This is a genomic window from Paenibacillus sp. FSL F4-0100, from assembly GCF_037993005.1.
Lineage (GTDB): Bacteria > Bacillota > Bacilli > Paenibacillales > Paenibacillaceae > Paenibacillus_AQ.
This window is the reverse complement of sequence record NZ_CP150303.1, coordinates 799,902-823,329: the sequence shown is the minus strand read 5'-3', so window position 1 is coordinate 823,329 and position 23,428 is coordinate 799,902. Positions and strand designations below refer to the sequence as shown.

Below are 23,428 nucleotides of genomic sequence, written 5' to 3'. Positions count from 1 at the left end.
GGTATTCCTGGGTGGAGGAAATACGCAGTGACTATCCAATATGAATGGCGCGGTTCTTCATTTAGAGCTCCCCCTGATATATCAGAATGTACGTCCCATTATTTTCCATTCATATTATACAAAAAAAGGCAGCCTCATACCAACGGAAGCTGCCTTGCTCGAAACCTGTTCTAACATCCCCAATTCCAAACCAAACTTAATGTTATACCTTGCTAACCTCAACTCTATCCTCTACGGGGGCCTGAGCCTCGACAACGGACTGCTCGCCCTGCCATAACAGCTGCATCTCTTCGCTCGTGGCGAGCAGCGCAGACAAGCTGCCCTCCGCTTCGATCCGGCCATCCTTCATGACGATGATATGATCGGCCTTCGAAAGGGCTGCCCTGCGATGCGATACCGCGATGCAAGTGACGCCCTGCTCCTTGAACAACCCATCCCATACCAGCTGCTCCGTCTCCACGTCCAGCGCGCTGGACAGATCATCAAAAATGAATAAATCCGCGCCCGTAATCAGCATGCGTGCCGTAGCCGCCCGCTGGATTTGTCCGCCCGACAGCATAACGCCCCTCGGACCGACCAACGTCTCCAGTCCCTGATCCAGATTCTCGATATCCTTCTCCATGACGGCCAGACGGATGGCCCGTTCCAGAGCTTCCTCCGTCCGCTCTTTCTTCCCTTGAACAATGTTCTCTCTCAAGGGATCACTAAACAGCCTAGGAACCTGCGGTGTATACGCCGCCCGAGGAGGCATAAGGAAGGTTGCCGGATCCACCTCTTCCCCGTTCCAGCGGATCGTCCCTTCCTGCTTCGGCAGCAGACCCAGCAATGTCCGGACAAGCGTCGATTTCCCCGCTCCGATTCGTCCTGTCACCACCAGAAACTTGCCGCGCTCCAAGCGGAAATTAATATCCGATATGCCATTCTCCGAATTCGGGTAATGATATGATAAATTCTTGACTTCCAGCTCCTGCAGCTTCTCCCCCGGTTCTCTGTGAATGACGGGCAGTTCCGGCGGCTCTTCGTTCAGATACGTTTCCCGTGCCTCAATAATCCGGTCTTCCTCACCAGGACGGAACAGCGAGCGCATCCGGTCAAAGGAAACCTTCAGCCGCTTGTGCTGGAACACCATATACCCGAACAAGGAAATACTGAAGCCGATATTAGCCAGGTAAGACGTAAACAAAGCGAAATCCCCGACGGTAAAATGCCCGGCCTGCATTTCAGCAGCGCACATCAGCAGAATTAGTCCCGTACAGATGCTAAGCACATGCTGATTCAAGGATCGCATCCATTGTTTGAACAGATTATCCTTCAGCGCTGCCTGCCGGCGGTCTTCGTTCAGCTTCATGAAGCGCTCATGAACATGATCCTCGGCCTGCCCGAGCTTCAAGGCTTGAACCGCACCGAAGGTTTCCGCGATAAAGCTTGTAATGCGCCCCGTAGCTTCCCGGTTCTTTAGCCCGTAACGACGCGCGCGGTTGCCGGACAGATTGTTCAAGAGTGTGACCACTACGAGCGGCAGCACGGCCACCAGCATGATCTTCCAGTTAATGCTCGCCATAATGACTACGGAGACGAGGGCAAAAACGAGGCGCCCCCAGAAATCCACCCAGGATTCCACGTATTCCACAACTTCTTCCACGTCATCGCGGAAGCGACTCATCGCCTCCCCTGGAGAAGCCGGCAAATTCCGCCCCGGCCAGCGCATGATCCCAGCCAGCATGTTCGTGCGCAGAATGGCCTGAATGTGGTAAATATACGTTACCCATTGATAAAAGGCCGCAAAGAACGTCCCCACCCGCGCAACCCTTACTGCGGCAATGAAGATCAAAGGAACGGCTAGCCATACATAATCCGTCGAATTCGATGTAGCCCGGTCAAAAAACCACTGCATCCCAAGCCCGATCAATAGCGGCAAGGAATGAAATATGCACCACAACAGACCGTTGAATAAAAATAATGAAGGCTTGAAACGAAATAGGCGCCCTATAAAACCTGTGATGGTCATGCCAGTTCCTCCTCTCTGCCTGTGATCAGCAGTCTGGCATAATGCGATGCCGGATCTTGTGCAAGTGCTTCCCGTGCGCCGAATTCCAGAATTCGTCCGTCACCCAGCACCATAATTTTATCCACCTGCTCCAGCGTAGCCAGCCGGTGCGCGATGATGATGCCCGTACAACTGCTCATCAGCTGATCCACGGCCGTCTGCAGCATCATTTCCGTTGCGGCGTCTAGGCGTGAGGACGGTTCATCCAGAATCACCAGGCTCGGCTGCGTCAAAAATACCCGGGTTAAAGCGAATAGCTGCGCTTCCCCCGCGGATAGCGATGCTCCGCCTGTTGTCAGATGCGTATCCAGACCTTCCGACTGCGCATCGATCCATTGCCGAAGTCCCAGACGCTCCGTCGTTTCCAGAATAAATGCATCCGACACGCCGTTATCGAACAACGTCAGGTTGTCACGCAGCGAGCCATCAAACAGCTGTACATCCTGCGTGACCATCCCCACCCGGCGGTAAAGCGCAGGCAGCTTCAGCTTCGTGATATCGGTCCCCCCAACGCGGATCACACCGCTGTCGATGTTATACAGTCGAAGCAGAATACGGCTGAGACTCGACTTTCCGCTGCCGGTACGTCCGATAATCCCCAGGCGTTCGCCTGGTTTGACCTCAAAGTTGATGTCTTTTAACACCGGTTTATCTTCGTTATAACTGAAGTTGACGCCCTCAAATTCCAAACCGAGCGCTCCCTCCGGAAGCTCTTCTTGTTCTCCGTCTACAATCTCGCTCTTATTGGACAGCAGCTCTCTGGAACGCAGCATGCCGGATTTTGCCTTTTGGAACTCCTGCACCTGGTCACCCAGCATTTCGATCGGGTCATTCAGCATCTGCGTATATTGATAGATTAGGAAGAGGGTCCCTAGCGTAATTTCACCGATCAAATAATAACGAACCCCTAGTAGCAGGACAGCGGTAACTGCAAGGGCAAACAGAATCACCGTGGTATTCCAAGGGACGACGCGAAGCATCCAGGCTTTTCTTCCTTTCAGAAACACGCTGCGCATCATGCGATGAAACCGATTCATCACATACGGCACATTGCCGTTCGCCTGTACATCCTCAATGCCAGCGATGCGTTCCTCAATTAAGCCAAACAGCGAAGCGCTGGCTTCCCGTTCATTCTTCGAAGAATTGACGCCCATATTCCGGATGAACACCATGAACAAAATAGACAGTAGTGTAAACACCGTCATGACGATCGCGATCGGCAGATTGACTGTGAACATAAATCCTAGTATGCCGGCGAGCAGCACAAAACTTCCGATAACCTGCACGATGAACATCGCGAAGAAGTTCGAAATATTCGTCACGTCGCCATCAACCCGCTCAATCATCTCGCCTGGCGTTTTCACATTATGAAATCGCATATCCAGCCGCAAGCAATGCTTCAAAAGATCGCCGCGAAGCCGGTTCGTGGCGCGCCATGAAATATCGTTCCCCATATAGCTGACAGCCACGGTAATCAGCTGATTAAAAACAGCCACGACCAGAAACAATCCCGCCAGTTGAATCAGCGTGGCTATAACGCCACCTTCGGCTGCCGTGTCAATAAACCGTTTGACAATCTGCGGATTCAGAAGCTGCAAGCCTGTCGACGTCAGCAGCATCATGATCAGCAGTATCAGCCGTCCTTTAACCGGTTTTAAATACCGCAGCAGCCATGACATTGAAACCTTTTCTTGTTTGGGCACAGTGCCCACCCCCATATGCAAGCAAGTATGTACAGACCTCCATCTCCCCATAAAGCAAGGCATGGCGGCAGTAAATCATTACCAGTCTACATGATATCCACAGTCATTCCTAGGTAAAGAATAATTATAATATGTACTAAGAAAAAGCAAACGAACGCCTAGCTTCTGCATCTATGCAGAGTTGGCGTTCGTTTATTGTGCTGAATATAGCGTCGGTCGTTCTCTCGGTGTTATCGTAATGTGATTTGTGCCTTGTCCTGATCCTCAAGCTTGATGACCAAGCTTTCTTTAGAATCAGCTACGCCATCGGGTACTTCTATGACAACAAATCCGGATTTCGTAGCCAAAGGCTTGATGCTGCCTGTTCCCAGATCGCCATCAATCATGGTTACCGTGTAGTTATACTCATATTCCTCTTTAAATATGGCTTTCATACTAACGCCACCAATGATTGATGTGAAATCCTTTGCCTCTTTACCATTATTGGTGACTGTATAATTTAGAATAAGGAACTTGTTGCCTTCATCAGCACTCGACGAAAACATATCTGCACTTACTTTTTGATCAAACTCAAACGAATCAAGTACAACTTCCCAATCACCTAAGGTGAATTTTTCTCCAGGTTTGTTAGAAGCCTCTTTTGGTTCCTTTTTTGGCTCCTCTTTGGCTGGCTCTGTTGTTGCTTCTTTGCTCGGCTCATCCTTAACGGTCTCCCCAACTGCATTGACACTTTCGTCTTGCTTGGCAGAGTCACTGCTCGTAGGATTATTTCCGCATGCCGAAATAACTAAAAATGCACAAATCATCAAAATCAAACCAAACTTTGTTCTCATTTACTAACCTCCGTGTAGGTAATATATACCACATTATCATACCATATATGATTTTTCTATTATTTTCTTAACATTTCGACATTTTCTTATGCAAGATTTAACTAGCAAGTCAATACCCGCTTCAAAAAAAAGCGAATCCAATAATTCAGCATACTCGTATATGTATAATAGAGTGACGTGCAACTTTTTGGAGGTGGGCATAATGAATACTGGGATCAGTGGATTAGACGGACTGGATGAACAGAAGCTATCAGAAATTCGCGAAAATGCCGCAAGGCTCTCGGACATGAAACAAGAAGTGCCCGTGGAAGAATTGTTCTCGGAATCATTTATTCAAAGACATACCAAGTTTTCTTCAATCGGTCACTTGCTGAAAGCCGCAGGTTATGAGGGAAGCACAGATGAAGAGTTTGACGAATTCATACAAGGACATACGATTAACCCATTTATCGTTGAACATACCCCATTTCGCAGCTGGCAGGATTTCCAGGAGTTAGCCGTATCCGCTTATATCACGAAATGGCTGGGATTCTAAATATTCAATCAGAAATCCGCCTGTACGCAGGCGAGGGACGATAACCAAAGAAGCCCCTCTAACCTATGTTAGAGGGGCTTCTGATATATTTTTTAAGGGGTGCTTTTATCATATGCTCCAAATATTAATGGAAGCTTAAATTATGATTAAAGAGACATAAATTGTTTCAGGTTTCTGATGGTATTGTAATTAGGCTGAACTAGGAAAGATGGTTTGACGATTTTTGTCCTACAACAGCTAATAAAGAAGGAAGCAAATCTACTGAATTATCCATTCTTTTGGGTTCTCATTTGGAAGCTTACTTAATTTCATCGCATCATCATGAACCCATGTCACTTTGTCCGTTTTTTGCTGTGCAAATTCAAGCAGCTTAATACTGAGATCAACCCCTGTAACAACAGCTCCACGTAACGAGAGCCGATAACTTAACTCCCCTTGGCCGCAGCCGATATCACAGATCTTTTTCCCCTGAAGCTCTGAAATTCCTGATAAATGTTCCATAATGTATTGATATGAATTCTCCGGCCCACCAGCCTTAACCATCTCATTATATTGCTCTGCAAATGGATCATATAATGCCAACGAATAACTCCACTCCCTGAATTAATCGGGAAGCTCTGTTAATGAATTCGGATACTACTAAAATATTGAGTTTTAGAAATGCATACTTGGTAAACAAAACAAAGACCCTGCCAGCGTCCAAGCCAGTAAGGTCTTAATAATTTATGGCTTTGTTGTAACTGTAGCCGTCTTGGTCTTGTTATCCCAGACAACCTTGGCGCCTAACGCCTCACCGATAGCCCGAAGCGGCACATAGGTCACGCCATTCTCAAGCTTGCCGTCCGCGATCTGCTTCCCGTTTACGATGACATGTACCTTATCCTCCACCGTAACGCCCCCCTCTTTCTTCTGAAGTCCCAAATATTTAGCAATGCCATTCACATGACCGATCGCAATAGAATCAATCACATCCTGCCGTTTAAGCTTGGCTGCATCTGCCGCCACATCGATAAACAGGTTTTCGGTTAAGACAGCAGGCATCTTAGATTCACGGACCATATGCAGATTAGCGGCCTTCTGCCCCCGATCGATGACACCGAAGGATTTAATGGTACTCATGATTTCCGTATGCATAACGTTCTGCAATTTTACCGAAGCCGAGCTTGCCGAGGTATATCGATATGACTCAAAGCCCCCAGCACCGCCACCCGCGTTACAATGGATGCTAACTAGGATATCGGCGCCAGCAGCGTTTGCCTTATGGGTCCGTTCAGCCAATTCAAGGAACACATCTGAGGATCGGGAGAGTAGTACTTGGACATCGCCATATTCCGCTTCCAATCGTTTCTTCACAGCAAGAGACACCGCTAATACGATTTCCTTCTCCTGCAGGTCGTTTCCGATTGCTCCAGAATCCTTCCCGCCATGCCCTGCGTCAATCCAAACCTTTTTCACGATCATTCACCGCCTTTGTAGGTTGTTGAATAGCCCGGTGATCCATTACAGCGAAGGCGACTGCAGCAATTGCTTCCAACTAATGCTTCAATGGTTATATTAGGCAAGCAACTGTAAGTCCTACTGCAAGGACGAGTATATATATAAGATACTCCTGTTTAGCACATTCGGTGTTTGCTTGTGCCTATATTGAGCGGCCTAGATCGGTTTCTAGTCACCTTTTGAGTTTAGATACGAGCTCTGCATTTTACATTTAATGGAACTTAAAATTGGGATTTGCGTATTGTCTGTTAAGGGGTTGATTCTATGTTTACCATGTTCGTCGGTGCCATTAATATCTGGCTTGGTACATTAATATTCAGAAATCCTGAAGAAATGGCAATCCGCATGAATCGGGATGAATACCATGAAATAGATGATAATGATATATTAAAAATGCAGTTTCTCGGAGTATTTGTTGTTGGTTTTGGTATTATTTTAGCTCTTTTAGGGTTATCTACTTTGTTCTAACTTGTAATATGTATTACTCGCATTTAACTTTTTCATTAAGCCATTGATGAGGGGCTGGTTATATGTCTGGGTTTACATTTATCCTGTTCGCTGTTGTTTTTCTAATACGTGGTCTATTGAGAATACGCAAACCCACATGGGGTTCGTTTTATAAGAGTTGGAAAGTAAACCACGAGTCTGAGCCAAGTTCGGACTACATTCAATATATCAAATCCAGTGGACTTCTCTGGATCGTTCTAGGAGCCCTTTTTCTAGTGTTAGGCATTCTCCTTATGACTCTTTGATCACTCCTTCACAGCTTAGTGGCCGGGTGCTCGCGATTCCCATGATCGATATACTGCCAATTGATCCACACTGGAAGCCAACGGCAATTTAATCAGCACAGACCATTTCCATACTTTACACAAATCCGTTTCTCTCCTAACATCCCGGTAATACATATTCCGTACAATGTCCCTATCACATTACATCGATGAAGGGATATGACAGAATGAAAAAGAAATTCAAGAAATTGCTCGCGCTGCTGTTGCCAGCGACGATGATTGCGGGGCTGCTGTCGGGCTTTCAAGCGTCCGCAAGTCCGGCCACTTCACCAGATAGCGACAATAGCTTCAAAATGGCCATACTGCCGGATACGCAAAAGTATGCGCGTTACAAAAACGAGCTTTGGCTGTCGCAAACGAATTGGATCGCAAAGAACGTGAAAAAAGAAAATATTGTGTTCACCGCACATTTAGGCGATTTGGTCGATCGCGCCGATGAAGAGTACGAATGGCGCAACGCCGACGAGGCGATGAAAGTATTCGATAAAGCCAAGCTTCCATACGGTTTTTTGGCAGGAAACCATGATGTGCTCAACTCGCAGCAATACGACAACGAACGGGATTTGGCCAAGGAACCGTTTTTGAACTATTTTTCGACAGATCGGATGAAAAACATCCCGGGTTTTACCGGCCATTCGGAGGACGGATTTAATTCCTACTATATTTTTGAAGGGTCCGGGAAAAAGTATATGGCACTCTTCCTGGATTGGAGAGCGTCCGAAGAGACGTTGAAGTGGGCGCAAAAAGCAATCGACAAACATCCAACGTACCCGGTCATGGTGTTCACCCACCAATTGCTGAACATTTCCAACGACAAAAAATCAGCCGTCATGACAGATCACGGGCAATTTCTATGGGACAAGCTGATCGCGAAAAACGATCAAATCTTCCTCACCGTAAACGGTCATCATCATGGCTATGCTCATACGGTCAAGAAAAATAACAAAGGTCACGACGTCGTTATGATGGTCGTTGATTATCAGAGCGCCTTTCACGGCGGCAACGGAATGTTACGAACGCTTGAATTCGATATGGACAAGAACCGCATTCATACATCCTCCTTCTCCCCATGGGTCATGGGAATGCCGGAGAAACAAAGAACCGCGTTTGATGAGGAGAAATTAGTAGACGATTTTAACGATTTTACAGTCGCGATGGATTTTGAAGAACGGTTCTCCGGATTTCAGCCCATCATTTCCGTCAAGAAAGAAGTGCCGAAAGTAGAAGGTACGGTCGCTTACTGGCAAATGGACAACCGTTCGGCCGCTGAAGGGCAAGCTGTGGCAGGCAAGGGAGCAGCGGTCGAAGATCTTTCCGGCAAAGGGAACGATTTGTACCGTATCGACGAAGGCGACGCCAAACCAGGCGATCTGATCTGGTACAAAGGAAATGCGCAAAATCCGCAAAGTAATTCGGGCATTCGCTTCTTCAATAACAAGTCACAAAAGAAAGGCTCGTATTTGAAAACATCCGATCAAGCGCCTATCAATGCACTAACATTCCCGAACGGATATACGATTGAAGCGGTCGTGAAGCTCGGGCCTGACTTTGACGCCGACAAACATTCCTGGATGGGCATTCTGGGCCGGTACGGCACCGGACAAGACGTCGGCAAGAAAGAAGGTGACGCCGACGCTCCGCTAGCAACGTTAGCTGTGTCAAGCTTACGGGAGATTCAATGGGCGTCCTTCCCGCTCAATTACGGAAGCGAGCAAACGAGTTGGTCGTGGGAAATGGACGATAGCTGGCATCATATCGCGCTGGTAAACAACGGACAATCGACAAAGATGTATATCGACGGCGTAGAAGTATTGCGCAATCCCGACACAAAGCCGCAGGGCATCGCCACGACCGGCAAACCGTGGATCATCGGCGCGAGCCAATATGCCAATAAGCTGGACGGCGTATTTAACGGATGGATCAGCGAAATTCGTATCGTCGATCATGCGCTGAACAAGAAAGATTTCTTACAATAGTTAGACATGCGCAAGCGCCGGGATGATTCCCGGCGCTTGAAGCGCTACCTGCTTGCTTTTATGATGATTTCATCTTCCAGACATTTTTGAATGACTTCTGCTGAGATGATCAATGGTTCCTGATTTGGGTAGAGTTTCTGGTAGAGGACTACGGCTCGCTGGCTAAAAGCCGGCGGGCAATTTTTATTAATGCTGGTACGATATTGGACTTATTAGACGAATAGACAAGAAAGTTTAACAATAATTGCTTTTTCCCTATCGATTTGCATATCCTCCTTGGCCGGAGGATATCCTGGATGACTCTTCCAATAACCAGGAAAAGCGCTCCTTCATCCCAGCGACCAGATATCTTGTTAAGAGCCGTTTTAAAGGAAAAAATATCATTTCCAAAAAACGGTCGATAATATTGTTATAAGCCATAGGCTCCAGCCCATTGTTGTCTCCTCTATATAGGCTACTGCATAGGATAGATAGAAAATTACGAAACCATGAAGAGGAGATTGAATATGTACCGTTATCCATGCCACCCTTACCAAGGGTATAATCCTGCGCATAACTACTGGAATAACCAAAATTGGAGCGATAATTTGAATTTTCGTTATTCGAGTTGGAACAATAACAATTGGCATCGTTATGATGAAAATATGAAATTAACTGATTATGGACAAAGGCCTCTTGTGTTGAATATTGATCAAGCAGCTAAACAAAACAATACTTACCGAACCGCCTTATGGACAGGAAAGCACTTTCAAGTGACACTAATGAGCATTAATGTTGGAGATGACATTGGTTTAGAAGTTCATCCTACAACTGATCAATTCATACGAATTGAACAAGGTAAAGGACTTGTTCAAATGGGTGATAGTAAAGATAACTTGGATTTTCAAAAAATGGCCTATGATGACTATGCAATCATGATACCGGCTGGAAAATGGCACAATGTAACCAATATGGGGAATGTACCACTAAAAGTATACGTGATCTATGCTCCTCCAGAGCATCCATATGGCACGGTTCAAGAAACCAAAGCAGATGCCATGTCTGCTAGGTAAAATAAAAGATAGAACCTTTAAAATTAAAACAGCGGCAAACTGGGGTTTTGACATCTCAGTTAGCCGCTGTATTTATTTCCCTTTCAAAACTCCACATTATCTTGATCAAAGAACCCCATGAGCTTAAGCATGTTGGCCATGCTCTCTGTGCTCTCAGCTATCTTCCGACGAATAGTGCTGTCACTCAGACCATGCCGAAAGAACAGCATCGTCTCTTTATATGAATAACCTTACATATATCTATAGTCTACAGCTTTCCTCGAGTCGTCATCCTGAATCAAGCCGAATGCTCTCCGAAGCTGATGAGTATAAAACTGATATCTCTGATATCCAACGTTGCTTTTCGATCAGAATCGTGGCGTTAGCCGTCTTATCGGCATGTAGATTCTCCTGATCAATACGGCGACTGCTTCGCCATTATGTGGCTTTCGAGCTCGCGGCATCTACCGGCATGAGGCAAAGTGAGATCCTTGCTTTAAGACGAATTGATTTAGACCTAAACATCAGGAGCATATCTGTAAGACAGGCATATACAATTGCTGAGGTTGGACATGACTTTGATGATACAAAAAATGATAGCAGCATTCGATCAATAGCTCTATTTGCTAACACAGAGGCCATTCTTCTATTAATGTAACCTTAGATACGTATTCCCACGTACTACCCAACTTACAAGAAGCTGTTCTTAATACAATTGGTGACTCAATCTTAGGGAACCAAATCGAGGACTAAAAACCCACTTTACTCGACTAAAGGTTAGAAGAATGTTAGAAGTGTAGGTTATTAAACAAAAATGGCGCGGTTCCGAAAAAACTCGGAAAACCGCGCCATTATTGACTTTGTAAAGATGCTGGTGAAGGGAATTGAACCCCCGACCTACGCATTACGAGTGCGCTAGATAGCGCTATTTCCCTCCGATACCTGACGTTGCCTATAACGCACATTCAGACGTGTCTTATGGAAAAATGAGTTGTAATGGGAATGAATCATCTATTTCATTATTAGGAAGAGCTCAAGGAGCTAGCTAATTAGTACTACATATGATACCTTTGGATAGGTATTGATATCCATATAAGGTGGGAGAATTTATGAAAAAGGAACTAAAAACACCTCTTTTAATCGCTACATTAGTTTCAGTAATTCTGTTCATAAGTCCATTAACTAAACTAGAAGCTGCATCCAATATTATCCCCAGTAATGCATATGCCTCTGAAGCAATTGCGATATTTTTAGATGGGCAGATAGTTGTAACAAAAGAAAAAACGTACAACCTTGATGGGATCAAAAAGAGTGGGATCTATTTACCAGTAAAACTTTTAGCCAAGCTCAAGAATGTAAAAGTAAATTATGAAAAGCCTATTACGGTCAAATCTGATAATGGCACGTTTAAACTGAATAATACTAATTCATATTTGTATGATAACACGACATATATAACTATTGAAGATTTCTATAGAATGACAGGCTTATCAGGGAAGTACTTATATGAGCCTAACTCCCTTTTTTTATGGAGTGACACGAATGGAAAATCTAAAACTACACAACTAATTGAACAAATGGATAAGGTTTCAGATGATCTAAAAATCTATATGGGTAAGAAAATATACATATATAAAGGAGAAAAAGTAGGTCACGTCATTGAAATAGACCCTATAACTAGTGATTCAGTTAGATTTATTATCCTTCTCAATAATGGTAAGGTAATTGAAGAAATTGTTATTGGTGAAGTACCCGATTCATTTTGTACATACTTTCACTATGAGCTCATGAGTTATCTCTATATAGGCAAGTATTTCTGGGCAAATAAAAATCTCTTACCAACCTCTAATCCCCTGTTGAATATTGAAAAGGTGTATTTTAAATCAATTAAAATGAAGGGGAAAGAATTGATTATTCAAGCAAAACGTGCGAGCGGCCATGATGTCACTTTTAAGCTGAGTTTTTACGATGATCCTAGTGAACCAATTAAGAATGGATTTTATTCAACCAATCCAAAGAGTGTGTATACCAACTGGTCATCTAATGTCTGGACCAAAATAACACAGCAAAAAATAAGTATAGGTATGTCTGAGGATCAAGTCTACTTGTCTTGGGGGGCACCAGATGAAATAAACTCGTACACAAGTGCTAACATGAAAATAGACCAGTGGGTTTATGGAAGAACCTATATACACTTCCATAATGGAAAGCTTAACTCGTGGACTGAATTCTAGTAAATCCTTCAGATTAATTTTTAAAGGAGACATGATGGAGAAGTGGTTACTCCGCATGAATGCGTAAAAAATGATTGAAACTGTTCGTAGAATGCGTTAACCCAAAATAGGGATTAAGTTTTCATGAAGTTAGAGGCACGCTCGATGAGTTTTAATGAGTCGTGGGTTACAAATTAGCTGGAGGAATTGCTTCAAGTAAAGAATTATTTCGTAGTATACCTCTAGACAGGGACAGGATCCCCACTTCGGAGTTGAAATATCTCATCTTTGTCTTACACAATTCCAGATAAATCGATTCCGTAGTATTTACGACTTGAAGACAAAAAGGGATGTTTATAAATAACTAAATTTTCAAAAGAGGAAGAGCCTCTATAATGACGGGACTGCCTCCCATCTGTGAGGATTCAACCGGCACTGTACTAGACGAACTAATCAACCCATACGTTTTGAAGAGGAAGTCCTCGTTCTGTTCGCGCCAAGTCAACAACACGTTGGATAAAGTCGGTTTTTGCCCGCGTATAACCTTCAGGATCTGAAGGATATTCTTCAGCCAACGTTCGTTTTAGTTCCCCGTACTCTATTACGAAATCGGGATGGGCCCTAAGGTAATCGCGAAATAGTAATTCATTTCTTTCGTAAAATCCTTCAAGTGGAAAGATATGCAAATGATGCGTACGTATTCCTGCGTGTTCTTTTGCGAAGAAGTGTCGCCCGGTCTTGAAGGCTCCAATATAACCATAGCCTGAATTGCTAAGCAGATTTTCATAGATTTGTTTATCAAGCAAAGTATGAACTGCAGCGGAAATATCGATAATGGGCTTTGCGCCTTGATTGGGTATTGAAGTACTGCCGGTATGTTCAATGGCAGCGATGTGTGGGGCCAGTATTTCAAGCAATCGCTCTTTCTCTTTCTCAAATTCCATAGACCAGTCAGAACTGTAGGGAACTACGTTGACTAAATAATGTTGTTGGGCGGACATTCTTTCACTCTCCTTTTTTTCTATTTCAAGATAACAATGTACAAAAAACGTGATGAAAATACTACCATTTCATGTTTGTTTTGTCAATGTCGCAAATGATCGCCTTGGCGACGAAGGGACCCTAAAATTGTCCAGGAGAGACTCGGTCATAGTTCAATTAATGTTACACTAAATACATATTCACATGTTCTCCCCAACCTTCAGGAAGCTGTCCTGAATAATATCGGCGATTCTATACTCGGCAAGGAATTTGACGCTTTGATCGAGAACAAAAGTGATCCTATCGACGGTGAAAATAACACTTCATCAGATTAAAGGCTAGAAAAATGGTAGAAGAACGTAATAAATAACAAAAATGGCGCGATTCCAAAATCTCGGAAAACCGCTAGATCCGTTTAAGGTTCTTGAAGTATTTCTTGGCCGTTAGAAGATTTGTTAGAAGTTCTGTTAGAAGACTGAGGCCCGTCAGCTAAATGCTAGCGGGCAATTTTCTAGTGAGCAGAAACAATTTCATCAATCTTTATCCATTGCCATTCACCTTCAGCTAAAGACAATTTGATTTCTCGTCTGAACGTGTGGATCGGTACGATAATACCTGTTAACTCTATCTTCATACTCATCGAACAGCCACAATGTAATAGTGCATTTTGTTTCAGAAAGCACTATCTGGGAAGATCATCCCCTTTTGTATTTAGAAAAAGCCCTGCTCCTTTAAAAACAGAGCAGGGCTTTTGGATAAGAGCAAATATACCAACATTTAAGAGACAACGAATTGAACTACAAGAGGTGTTCCGGGATCTAACGCATCGCCGCCAGGGATGGTAATCGTCGTTGTTGTAACAGAAGAAACATCAGCCGTTTGCATTATACCATTCACATAAAGGTTGTAATAGTTGAACGTACTCGGAAATACCGTGGCAGCTGTTCCTGCATCATTGGTAAACGCTGTGGCTGCAATTGCGAATGTTGCTCCTGTTCCCGTTCCAGCACCAACTGTAGAAGTGAATCTTCTACTGTTTTGATACGGTGGTACTATTGGCATTTTCATCGCCTCCCTTCTTTGTTGAGGATCATGCTGAAACACAAGCTGAAATCTTTGAAAGCATGCCTGATCCTCTTATACATTTAATGCAAGAGTTCAGGGATTGCGCAGGCATACTACCAAAAATTGTTAGACAATAACATTAGCCGTTAACTCTACTGTTTCTAAAACGATCGGAGTACCTGCATAGATTGTGCTACTTTGGGCTGGAAAAAATAAGCTGAGCGAATTTACATCGTACGAGTTACTGAGCTGAAGAATTCCATTTATATAAAGATTGTTAAAGCTGTTTGGGCCAAGGGCCGAGAATTCCACCACGGGGGCTCCCATATCGTTCGTGAATTGACCGGCTGGAATCATAGCTGACATAGTTAGATCCAGATCTGTTTCTGGTTCATAAAAATAACGGTTAATTGCAGTAGTGACAGTAACTTCAGGAATGACTACTTCTCCAGGAGGGCCTTGTGGTCCTTGTGGGCCTTGAGGACCTTGTGATCCATCAAGCCCTCTTTCTCCTTGTGGTCCTTGTTGCCCTGGCAGTCCTTGAGGACCTTGTGATCCATCAAGCCCTCTTTCTCCTTGTGGTCCTTGTTGCCCTGGCAGTCCTTGAGGACCTTGTGATCCATCAAGCCCTCTTTCTCCTTGTGGTCCTTGTTGCCCTGGCGGTCCTTGAGGACCTTGTGATCCATCAAGCCCTCTTTCTCCTTGTGGTCCTTGTTGCCCTGGCGGTCCTTGAGGACCTTGTGATCCATCAAGCCCTCTTTCTCCTTGTGGTCCTTGTTGCCCTGGCGGTCCTTGAGGACCTTGTGATCCATCAAGCCCTCTTTCTCCTTGTGGTCCTTGTTGTCCTGGCGGTCCTTGAGGACCTTGTGATCCATCCAGCCCTCTTTCTCCTTGTGGTCCTTGTTGTCCTGGCGGTCCTTGAGGACCTTGTGATCCATCCAGCCCTCTTGCTCCTTGTGGTCCTTGTTGTCCTGGCGGTCCTTGAGGACCTTGTGATCCATCCAACCCTCTTGCTCCTTGTGGTCCTTGTGGGCCTTGCGGACCTGAAATCCCTTGAATACCTGGCTGGCTTAGGGATTTCTGCATTTCACACAATTTAGCTAACTCAGCTTTCATTTTGGATTTAGCTTCCTGTATTGCAGCTTGTAAGGCTTTCTGGTTAATTAGAGCTTGAAGATTTTGCTTTCTTCTATTTAATAAACACCACTTTGATATGCACCTTTTACAAAGGAGTTTCTTAAGAAAAACTGTTTTTTTAATTCTTTTGGTACGTTTGTATTTTCTTTTTGCCTTTAAACATTTGTACTTTCGTTTAGCTGCCACCCTTCATTTTCGCCACCTTCTCTTAGACTTTATAACTGTGTGTATAGTCATATCTATATGTCAAATGCACACCATGGGGGTGGACGAATAACTTGTATCAAACAAACCGGAACCATTCCAGATAAAAAATAAGCGTTTTATTTAGGGATATCCTATTTCGTTATACTTAAGTATCGAGCCCAAAAATCAGCGCCGCTATCTGTTATGACATAACTTACCGCCTGATCAGCATAACCTTGAACGTTATAATTATTTCGAGGTGTTTTTTTATGTTTATTGAACCGATGCTTCTCGCAACAGCGCCAGCTCCTTTCTCAGATTCGCACTATATATTCGAACCAAAGATTGACGGGCACAGGCTCCTGTTTTCCCAACAGTCCGGCCGGATCCGGCTTTATACTCGTCATGAGACGGAATGTACACAACAATACCCTGAACTCTTGGTTCCGTTTGATGATGACATCCTTCTGGATGGTGAAGTAGCATGTGCCGGTCCCGACGGCGTGGACTTTGAGGAAGTTATGGTCCGGTTTAAAGCAAGTAAGGACCAATGCATCAAGCAGCTGACCACATCTTCTCCAGTTACGTTTGTTGTGTTCGACATATTGCAATACAAAGGGCAAGACCTTCGGAAGATGCCACTGCTGCAGCGCAAAGAGATCCTTGCCGGCATAAAAATGCCAAATCAGCAATTTGGCGTCATTCCCTTCGTGGAAGGCGCAGGCGAAGCTTTATTTGAACAGATGGTGAACCGAAAACTTGAAAGGATGGTCGGTAAACGAAAGAATAGTCTATATGTAAGCAGCCGATCACCAGCTTGGCAGAAGGTTATTAATTGGTCGTATACTAACGTGATCATAACCGGGTATCGAAAAAACGAATTCGGATTACTTGCCGCGGTTCAGAATGAGTCTGGTGGTCTTCGGTCGGCTGGGATTGTCGAATATGTTACAAAGGCAACCAGGAAAGAGTTTTATTCGAAGAGTCAATTCCTTGTCACAGGTGAGGATAAAAAATTCGTTTATTTGAATCCGATGATCCAGGGGCGGGTGAAATATAGAAACTGGTTCAATTCGGGGATGTTGCGAACGCCAGTATTAACGGAACTCAACTATTAATTAAAATTTCGTTTATGTGAAAGAACCCCACTAGCTTAAGCTAGTGAAAGGTGCAGATGACAAAATTAAAACCAAAGCACTTCCACGATTTTTATCATAGAACGCTGTTACCGAAATTAGCAGTTGGATCCATTAAAAAGGTCCATGTAATCATTATGGACGCTTTAGATCGAGCCGTGACTGAGGTGAGATAGTCCAAAACGTAGCAAGATCAGTCGATCTTCCCCAAGGGAAAAGGGCAAAGTTTGAAGTGTGGAATGAAAAACAACTAAAAATTTTCTTGGATACAGCAGCTCATAATCAGTATTACGTCGCTTTCGAGCTCGCAGCATCTACCGGCATGAGGCAGAGTGAGATCCTTGCTTTAAGACGTATTGATGCAGACTTAAACATCAGAAGCATATCTGTAAGACAGGCATATACAATTGCTGAGGTTGGACATGACTTTGATGATACAAAAAATGATAGCAGCATTCGATCAATCGCTCTATTTGCTAACACTGTACAAATGCTTCATGACCATTTTGAAAAACAGCGGATAGAGAAAGAAACAAATAAATTCTACACAGATTCGGGTTTAGTCGTACAAACAAGCTTGGGTACCCCTCTTGGACCGCGAAACCTCATGAGGAATTACTATAGCATTCTTGATACCATTATTAAGGAACACCCGGATTTTCCGAGAATTCGATTTCACGATCTCCGCCATACCCGCGCTACACTTCTTCTAAAAGCAGGTATACACCCTAAAATCGTTCAGGAACGTCTAGGCCATTCTTCTATTAATGTAACCTTAGATACCTATTCCCACGTGCTATCCGACTTGCAAGAAGCTGTTCTTAATACAATTGGTGACTCGATCTTAGGGAAGCAAATCGAGGACGAAAAACCCACTTTACTCGACTAAAGGTTGGAAGAATGTTAGAAGTGTAGGTTAATAAACAAAAATGGCGCGATTCCAAAATCTCAGAAAACCGCGCCGTTATTGACTTTCTAACAATGCTGGTGAAGGGAATTGAACCCCCGACCTACGCATTACGAGTGCGTTGCTCTACCCCTGAGCTACACCAGCAAATGTGGTTCGATGATATTCCTCACGAAACAACAAAAATTATTATAATACTTCAGCAGCAAAATGCAAGTCCTATTCTTACGGAAATATCCTCCGTAACTGGCGGCATTACCCGCCTAATTTCTCCTGCACGGACTGGATCTTCTGTTTGCTCGAGGAGACTTGATCCCTGCGGTCGTCGATCTTCACGGAAGTCGATACGCGCTTCGCACCGGACAGAAAAGGCGCTTCATGCAAAGCCTCAATCGCCCGCCAGATCATGTTAAGCTCTCCCTCGATGATGGTGCTCATCGAAGTTAGCTCATAGGATATTCCATCCTGTTGTTTCAATATACGCTGCATCTCGGCAACATAAGAACTCAAGCTCGTTGTTGCGGTTCCGATCGGAATCACCGTTACCTCCGCTATAGCCATCTTGAATACCTCCCTCGTTGCATCTCATTTATATGGAATGCTTCCGAATGCGTTAAACTCCCGGATACAGTTATCATATCAATTCTGACCCTCCATATCAAAGTCCGTCTGTCTGTAACTTCATACAAGATATGGTGTATCTTCCTCGTTTCGTCCGTACGAATATATCCTATTTTGTCAAAACGATAATATACGTGGTATCTGCGCAGAAAAGGTCGCATTTGGTCACAATTCAGGAAATGTTATGGCCTTTTGGCAGTTTCTTAACTGGCACAATGGCCGCTCGTTTGCTATAATTCTTTTTGCGTTCAATTTTAAGAATATAGTTTACAAACACAATATATTGGGTTAAATTAGATTAACAACAACCAAATATAGTGTGTGTAGGTGCCGGATCAACCTATAAGGCAGTCCGGCTTAATAGGGAAGCATGGTGTAAATCCATCACGGTCCCGCCACTGTAAGGGCCTAAGGCTGTTTATGATCTATCAGCCATCCACATACGACATATGCCACCGAGGAACCGGATCAAGGTCTCAGGGGAGGCAATGCCGAGGGAAGTAGCTCAAGTCAGGAGACCTGCCTATATGCAGCAGACACCAACCTACGGGGTTTTAGGTAAGTGTTCGTTAAGCTTGCGTCTGTACATAACATCATGCCCATTCATGGGCTTATGGCAAACGTCATTTTCGAATCACAGCGCACGGACATTTTCAAGCCTGCCCGCGGGTTTTAGAAAATGTTTTTTTGATGTCCTTTTTCATATTTCCCCCGAAGAAAGCGAGGAATTTATTCATGCCCCAGCTCGTAGTTAAACCGAACAACCGTCAGCTCGCCTTTGATGAAATTCGTCTCTCCGTCTATGCCGACCGGACTCTAAAAGGATTGGACATGCTCGATAAAGAGCGCCTGCTTCGCGGCGTCAATGCCAAATTGCGCGGTGAGCAAGTTACCGGCGAAGAAATCAGCAACGCCTTCACGATGTCCGCCCTTGAGCTTGTAACCAAAGAGGAGCCGGATTGGAAGTTTGCAGCTGCGCGTTCGTTTCTGACCTCTTTATATAAAAAAGCGGCCACCAACCGCCGATACAAAGCATACCCGGAAGAACCATACGGTGCCTTCTACCCGCTCATTACGGAGCTTGTACAGAAAGGCATTTATCGCGAGGATCTTCTGACCAGCTACACCAAAGAACAAATCGAAGAACTCGGCGAATGCATCGATCCAAGCCGCGACCTGCTGTTTGATTACATCGGGCTGTTGACACTGGCTGAGCGTTACCTGGCAAACGACTTTGACGGTCGCGTCATGGAACTTCCGCAAGAACGGTACATGGTCATCGCGATGTTCCTCATGCACAACGAGCCAGCTGACAAGCGTCTTGACCTTGTCAAAGAAGCCTACTGGGCCATGAGTAACCTGTATATGACGGCCGCTACGCCGACCATGTCTAACGCAGGTAAAAAAGTAGCCGGCCAGCTTTCCAGCTGCTTCATCGATACCGTGGACGACTCCCTGGAAGGAATCTTCGATTCCAATACGGATATCGCCCGTCTCAGCAAAATGGGCGGCGGCATCGGGGTGTACCTCGGTAAAGTCCGTGCACGCGGCTCTGACATCCGCGGTCATAAGAACACCAGCTCCGGCGTTATCCCTTGGATTCGCCAGTTGAACAACACCGCTGTTAGCGTTGACCAATTGGGAACTCGTAAAGGCGCTATCGCGGTTTACCTGGATGTGTTCCACAAAGACATTCTGTCCTTCTTGGATCTGAAGCTGAACAACGGTGACGAGCGCATGAGAGCACATGACGTGTTCCACGGCGTATGTCTGCCTGACCTGTTCATGGAAGCTGTAGAAGCACGTGAAGAGTGGAGCTTGTTCTGTCCGCATGAAGTGAAGAAAATCATGGGCTGGAAAGACGAGAACGGCCGTCCCCTGGGCCTGGAAGACTTCTATGATCAAGGACAAGGCGAAGGCGAATTCCGTCAAAAGTATGCTGAAGCCGTGGCGAGCCCGCTGCTGCCGCGTATTACGGTACAGGCCATCGACATTATGAAGCGCATCATGAAATCCCAGCTTGAAACGGGTACACCGTATATGTTCTACCGCGACACGGTCAACCGTGCGAACCCGAACTCTGCGCATGGCATGATCTACTCTTCCAACCTGTGCACCGAGATCATGCAGAACCAATCGCCGACAGTTGTTGAGCAAGAGGAGCTGGTTACGAAAGACGGCCAAACCCGGATCGTAATTTCCAAAATCCCTGGCGATTTCGTTGTCTGCAACCTGAACTCCATCCACTTGGCTCGTGCTGTACCTGCTGGTGTGCTGGAGCGTCTCGTTCCGATCCAGGTTCGCATGCTGGATAACGTTATCGACATTAACAATATTGAAGTTCTGCAAGCTCAATATACCAACAGCCAATACCGTGCGGTCGGTCTCGGCACCTTCGGTCTGCATCACTTGCTGGCGCTGGAAGGCATCCGCTGGGAATCCGACGAAGCCGTTGCATATAACGACAACCTGTATGAGCACATCAACTACCTGCTCGTTAAATCCAGCATGGAGTTGGCCAAGGAAAAAGGCCACTATCCGAAATTCAAAGGCTCCGACTGGGAGAGCGGCGAGTACTTCACGTTCCGCGGTTACACCGACGGCGAGCATGAAGGCAAGTTCGTAACCACCGAACAATGGCGCGAATTGCAGCAAGAAGTACAAGAAAACGGTGTCCGTAACGCATGGCTGTTTGCCATCGCGCCGAACGGCTCCACATCGATCATCGCGGGTTCCACGGCGAGCATCGACCCATTGTACGAACTTCTGTCTTATGAAGAAAAAACCACTTACAAAGTGGCTAACCCGGCTCCGGATCTGTCCGAAAAAACGATCTGGTACTATAAAACGGCTTTCTTGATCGACCAGCATTGGTCCATCAAAATGGCTGCCGCCCGTCAGCGTCACGTTGACCAAGCGCAAAGCTTTAACCTGTACGTCCGCCCTGATATCCGGGCTTCGGAATTCCTGGAGCTGCACCTGCATGCCTGGAAAGCCGGCATCAAGTCCACTTATTATGTACGCAGCCGTGCGCTGACGATTGAAGAGTGCGAAAGCTGTGCTAGCTAACTGTCGATAGACCTATTTTCGAACCCACCCAAACCCTCCCTTCCAAGGGAGGGCCCCAAGGGCTCTGCCCTCTGGACACCCGCAAGGTGTGGGCAGGGTGTGAATGAGGCGCCTCTAAGTTACTTTAGTTGCAAGAAGCGCTTTCTCCCTTCGGGAACGCTGGAATTTAGTGCGAGGCTAATGAGTTACTTCGTGCAATTGGTGAGTTACTTCCTGCTGGGATCGCTCTCCCTTTGGGAATCGCTTCTCATGCGGCGCTGAGACTGGCTCTCCCCTTGGGAATCGCTGTATGTTTGATTCACTACAAGCAACGAACGGCTGTAAGTGGGATTGAATATGCTTTCTAATAAAAGACTTCAAGGGTAAGGGTATCCAATCGGAAGAGTTTACGTCCGCCTTTGGGAGCCCTTTGCAACCTTTACAATACATTCAGGCAAAGGGCGGACAACAAGCGGCTGGAGATGGATACCCGTCCCGTGAGTATGCTGGACCATATCCCTCGGCTTCGCCTCTGCGCCGCCCTACTATGATATACAAGGAGAGAAAATCGGCATGCAAATGCAAAAGATATTTAATACCGAAGCACCCAACCGCTCCACTCGCGTCATTGAGGGTGAATGCTCCGGGATCTTGAACTGGAACGACATTCGGATGCCTCATATGTATAAGCTGTACAAAGTCCTGCTGCTGAACCACTGGATCGCGGACGAGATTCCGATGTCCAAGGACGCGCAGCAGTTCCCGCGCCTGGACCCTGAAGAGCAGCGCACCTTCAAGATCAACATCTCCCTGCTCGCTGTTCTGGATTCTATGCAGACGATGTTTGTCAGCGACGTGAAGCGTTACTTCACTGATTCGTCACTCGAAGCCATCTCCGCTATCATCGGTCAGCAAGAGGTGGTTCACAACCAATCCTATTCCTACGTGCTATCCTCCATCGTATCGGAGCAAGAGCAGAAGGACATCTTCGAATACTGGAAGCATGACCCGGTACTTCTGGAACGCAACCAGTTCATCTCGAACATTTATCAGAACTTCCGTGACAATCCGTCGCCGCAATCCTTCTTCGAAGCGATGGTCGCGGACCTGATCCTGGAAGGCATCTTCTTCTACAGTACATTTGCCTTCTTCTACAACCTCGCTCGTGACCAGAAGATGATGGCAACCAGCCAGATGATCTCCTATATTCAGCGTGATGAGAACCAGCACTGCTACTTCTTCGCCGAAGTGTTCAAGCAGTTGCTCAAGGATTTCCCTGAGCTGAACTCCAAAGAGAACATCGACTACCTGTACCGCACCATTGACCGTGCCGTCGAGCTCGAAACCAACTGGGCCCACTACACGCTCAGCAATGTGCGCGGCATCGATCTGAACGAATTGGGCGATTACATCAAGTACATCGCGAACCGTCGCATCACCATGATGGGTCTGGAAAAAGCTTACGAAGGTGTGGACGTTAACTGCATGCCATGGATCAAGCCTTTCTCCGATGAAGCCCTTAACGCGACGAAGACCGACTTCTTCGAAGCTAAATCCCGTAACTACGGCAAAGTTGGCGACGACAACGGTTTTGACGATCTATAAAAACCTCTCCAAATACACAAACCTCCGGGATTCCCTTACCAGGGATCTCGGAGGTTTTTTATATCATATGATCGGCTACAATAAAATGTAATACAATAATGTGTCATCATTTATGA

The 23,428-nt window shown here is 45.6% G+C and carries 18 protein-coding genes, 2 tRNA genes and 1 riboswitch; of the genes, 9 read left to right on the top strand and 11 right to left on the bottom strand.

All coding sequences use genetic code 11. The features are described 5' to 3' along the window. Window positions 1–202: 202 nt before the first annotated feature. The 3 genes from MHH48_RS03645 to MHH48_RS03635 form a co-directional block, all read right to left on the bottom strand. Entirely contained in the window at window positions 203–2,008 is a 1,806-nt protein-coding gene (locus tag MHH48_RS03645) for an ABC transporter ATP-binding protein (protein WP_076322223.1), read from the bottom strand. Beyond that, the gene (locus MHH48_RS03640) at window positions 2,005–3,750 is read right to left on the bottom strand and encodes an ABC transporter ATP-binding protein (RefSeq protein ID WP_076322224.1); all 1,746 of its coding nucleotides are present in this window, start codon (window positions 3,748–3,750) and stop codon (window positions 2,005–2,007) included. The genes MHH48_RS03645 and MHH48_RS03640 overlap by 4 nt, the downstream gene beginning before the upstream one ends. Before the next feature lie 230 nt (window positions 3,751–3,980). Then, window positions 3,981–4,583, bottom strand: a complete 603-nt coding sequence (locus MHH48_RS03635) for a DUF4352 domain-containing protein (RefSeq protein WP_076322225.1) — start codon at window positions 4,581–4,583, stop codon at window positions 3,981–3,983. A 202-nt stretch (window positions 4,584–4,785) separates the two neighbouring features. On the opposite strand from MHH48_RS03635, the gene MHH48_RS03630 reads away from it, so the two are divergent. Continuing rightward, complete coding sequence (locus MHH48_RS03630) at window positions 4,786–5,118, top strand: hypothetical protein (protein WP_076322226.1); 333 nt, start codon at window positions 4,786–4,788, stop codon at window positions 5,116–5,118. A 258-nt stretch (window positions 5,119–5,376) separates the two neighbouring features. Here MHH48_RS03630 and MHH48_RS03625 read toward each other — a convergent pair whose 3' ends face one another. Both MHH48_RS03625 and MHH48_RS03620 read right to left on the bottom strand, forming a co-directional pair. After that, the gene (locus tag MHH48_RS03625) at window positions 5,377–5,700 is read right to left on the bottom strand and encodes a methyltransferase domain-containing protein (protein WP_076322227.1); all 324 of its coding nucleotides are present in this window, start codon (window positions 5,698–5,700) and stop codon (window positions 5,377–5,379) included. 141 nt (window positions 5,701–5,841) lie between these two features. Further along, window positions 5,842–6,573 (bottom strand): N-acetylmuramoyl-L-alanine amidase, encoded by a 732-nt coding sequence (locus tag MHH48_RS03620; protein WP_076322668.1) that lies wholly within the window; start codon window positions 6,571–6,573, stop codon window positions 5,842–5,844. 306 nt (window positions 6,574–6,879) lie between these two features. Here MHH48_RS03620 and MHH48_RS03615 point away from each other — a divergent pair, with 306 nt between their 5' ends. From MHH48_RS03615 to MHH48_RS03605, 3 genes are all read left to right on the top strand, one after another. After that, window positions 6,880–7,083 carry a hypothetical protein gene (locus MHH48_RS03615; RefSeq protein WP_076322228.1) on the top strand — a complete coding sequence of 68 codons (204 nt, stop codon included), beginning with the start codon at window positions 6,880–6,882 and terminating at the stop codon, window positions 7,081–7,083. Window positions 7,084–7,573: 490 nt separating this feature from the next. Further along, entirely contained in the window at window positions 7,574–9,382 is a 1,809-nt protein-coding gene (locus MHH48_RS03610; protein WP_076322230.1) for a LamG-like jellyroll fold domain-containing protein, read from the top strand. A gap of 506 nt (window positions 9,383–9,888) precedes the next feature. Then, entirely contained in the window at window positions 9,889–10,434 is a 546-nt protein-coding gene (locus tag MHH48_RS03605) for a cupin domain-containing protein (RefSeq protein ID WP_076322231.1), read from the top strand. Window positions 10,435–11,285: 851 nt separating this feature from the next. On the opposite strand, the gene MHH48_RS03600 is transcribed toward MHH48_RS03605, so the two are convergent. Next, window positions 11,286–11,348: transfer RNA gene (locus MHH48_RS03600), tRNA-Thr, on the bottom strand. A gap of 174 nt (window positions 11,349–11,522) precedes the next feature. On the opposite strand from MHH48_RS03600, the gene MHH48_RS03595 reads away from it, so the two are divergent. After that, complete coding sequence (locus MHH48_RS03595) at window positions 11,523–12,647, top strand: hypothetical protein (protein WP_076322233.1); 1,125 nt, start codon at window positions 11,523–11,525, stop codon at window positions 12,645–12,647. Between the two features lie 428 nt (window positions 12,648–13,075). Here the strand turns inward: MHH48_RS03595 and MHH48_RS03590 are convergent, their stop codons facing one another. The 3 genes from MHH48_RS03590 to MHH48_RS03580 all read right to left on the bottom strand — a co-directional run bounded on the left by MHH48_RS03590 (window position 13,076) and on the right by MHH48_RS03580 (window position 15,673). Next, window positions 13,076–13,627 (bottom strand): GrpB family protein, encoded by a 552-nt coding sequence (locus tag MHH48_RS03590; RefSeq protein WP_076322234.1) that lies wholly within the window; start codon window positions 13,625–13,627, stop codon window positions 13,076–13,078. A gap of 757 nt (window positions 13,628–14,384) precedes the next feature. Next, entirely contained in the window at window positions 14,385–14,669 is a 285-nt protein-coding gene (locus MHH48_RS03585; protein ID WP_076322235.1) for a DUF4183 domain-containing protein, read from the bottom strand. A gap of 443 nt (window positions 14,670–15,112) precedes the next feature. Next, complete coding sequence (locus MHH48_RS03580) at window positions 15,113–15,673, bottom strand: hypothetical protein (protein WP_340390405.1); 561 nt, start codon at window positions 15,671–15,673, stop codon at window positions 15,113–15,115. 591 nt (window positions 15,674–16,264) lie between these two features. Between MHH48_RS03580 and MHH48_RS03575 the strand changes: the two genes are divergently transcribed. Continuing rightward, window positions 16,265–17,113 (top strand): ATP-dependent DNA ligase, encoded by an 849-nt coding sequence (locus MHH48_RS03575; RefSeq protein WP_076322237.1) that lies wholly within the window; start codon window positions 16,265–16,267, stop codon window positions 17,111–17,113. 250 nt (window positions 17,114–17,363) lie between these two features. After that, window positions 17,364–18,020, top strand: a complete 657-nt coding sequence (locus MHH48_RS03570; protein ID WP_076322238.1) for a site-specific integrase — start codon at window positions 17,364–17,366, stop codon at window positions 18,018–18,020. A gap of 93 nt (window positions 18,021–18,113) precedes the next feature. On the opposite strand, the gene MHH48_RS03565 is transcribed toward MHH48_RS03570, so the two are convergent. Both MHH48_RS03565 and MHH48_RS03560 read right to left on the bottom strand, forming a co-directional pair. Then, window positions 18,114–18,185 (bottom strand) — tRNA-Thr (locus MHH48_RS03565). A 108-nt stretch (window positions 18,186–18,293) separates the two neighbouring features. After that, window positions 18,294–18,599, bottom strand: a complete 306-nt coding sequence (locus MHH48_RS03560; protein ID WP_076322239.1) for an MTH1187 family thiamine-binding protein — start codon at window positions 18,597–18,599, stop codon at window positions 18,294–18,296. Between the two features lie 368 nt (window positions 18,600–18,967). Next, window positions 18,968–19,201: riboswitch (cobalamin riboswitch) on the top strand. A 193-nt stretch (window positions 19,202–19,394) separates the two neighbouring features. Here MHH48_RS03560 and MHH48_RS03555 point away from each other — a divergent pair. Both MHH48_RS03555 and MHH48_RS03550 read left to right on the top strand, forming a co-directional pair. Continuing rightward, window positions 19,395–21,728, top strand: a complete 2,334-nt coding sequence (locus MHH48_RS03555; protein WP_076322240.1) for a ribonucleoside-diphosphate reductase subunit alpha — start codon at window positions 19,395–19,397, stop codon at window positions 21,726–21,728. A gap of 552 nt (window positions 21,729–22,280) precedes the next feature. Beyond that, window positions 22,281–23,312 (top strand): ribonucleotide-diphosphate reductase subunit beta, encoded by a 1,032-nt coding sequence (locus tag MHH48_RS03550; RefSeq protein WP_076322241.1) that lies wholly within the window; start codon window positions 22,281–22,283, stop codon window positions 23,310–23,312. The last annotated feature ends 116 nt before the right edge of the window (window positions 23,313–23,428 follow it).

Bases quoted from the DNA above. Each gene is read 5' to 3' on its own strand.
- MHH48_RS03630 (WP_076322226.1), top strand. From the start codon at position 4,786: ATGAATACTGGGATCAGTGGATTAGACGGACTGGATGAACAGAAGCTA.
- MHH48_RS03580 (WP_340390405.1), bottom strand. From the start codon at position 15,673: ATGGATCACAAGGTCCTCAAGGACCGCCAGGACAACAAGGACCACAAG.
- MHH48_RS03560 (WP_076322239.1), bottom strand. From the start codon at position 18,599: ATGGCTATAGCGGAGGTAACGGTGATTCCGATCGGAACCGCAACAACG.
- MHH48_RS03575 (WP_076322237.1), top strand. From the start codon at position 16,265: ATGTTTATTGAACCGATGCTTCTCGCAACAGCGCCAGCTCCTTTCTCA.
- MHH48_RS03585 (WP_076322235.1), bottom strand. From the start codon at position 14,669: ATGCCAATAGTACCACCGTATCAAAACAGTAGAAGATTCACTTCTACA.
- MHH48_RS03555 (WP_076322240.1), top strand. From the start codon at position 19,395: ATGCCCCAGCTCGTAGTTAAACCGAACAACCGTCAGCTCGCCTTTGAT.
- MHH48_RS03550 (WP_076322241.1), top strand. From the start codon at position 22,281: ATGCAAATGCAAAAGATATTTAATACCGAAGCACCCAACCGCTCCACT.
- MHH48_RS03615 (WP_076322228.1), top strand. From the start codon at position 6,880: ATGTTTACCATGTTCGTCGGTGCCATTAATATCTGGCTTGGTACATTA.
- MHH48_RS03590 (WP_076322234.1), bottom strand. From the start codon at position 13,627: ATGTCCGCCCAACAACATTATTTAGTCAACGTAGTTCCCTACAGTTCT.
- MHH48_RS03595 (WP_076322233.1), top strand. From the start codon at position 11,523: ATGAAAAAGGAACTAAAAACACCTCTTTTAATCGCTACATTAGTTTCA.
- MHH48_RS03610 (WP_076322230.1), top strand. From the start codon at position 7,574: ATGAAAAAGAAATTCAAGAAATTGCTCGCGCTGCTGTTGCCAGCGACG.
- MHH48_RS03635 (WP_076322225.1), bottom strand. From the start codon at position 4,583: ATGAGAACAAAGTTTGGTTTGATTTTGATGATTTGTGCATTTTTAGTT.
- MHH48_RS03645 (WP_076322223.1), bottom strand. From the start codon at position 2,008: ATGACCATCACAGGTTTTATAGGGCGCCTATTTCGTTTCAAGCCTTCA.
- MHH48_RS03605 (WP_076322231.1), top strand. From the start codon at position 9,889: ATGTACCGTTATCCATGCCACCCTTACCAAGGGTATAATCCTGCGCAT.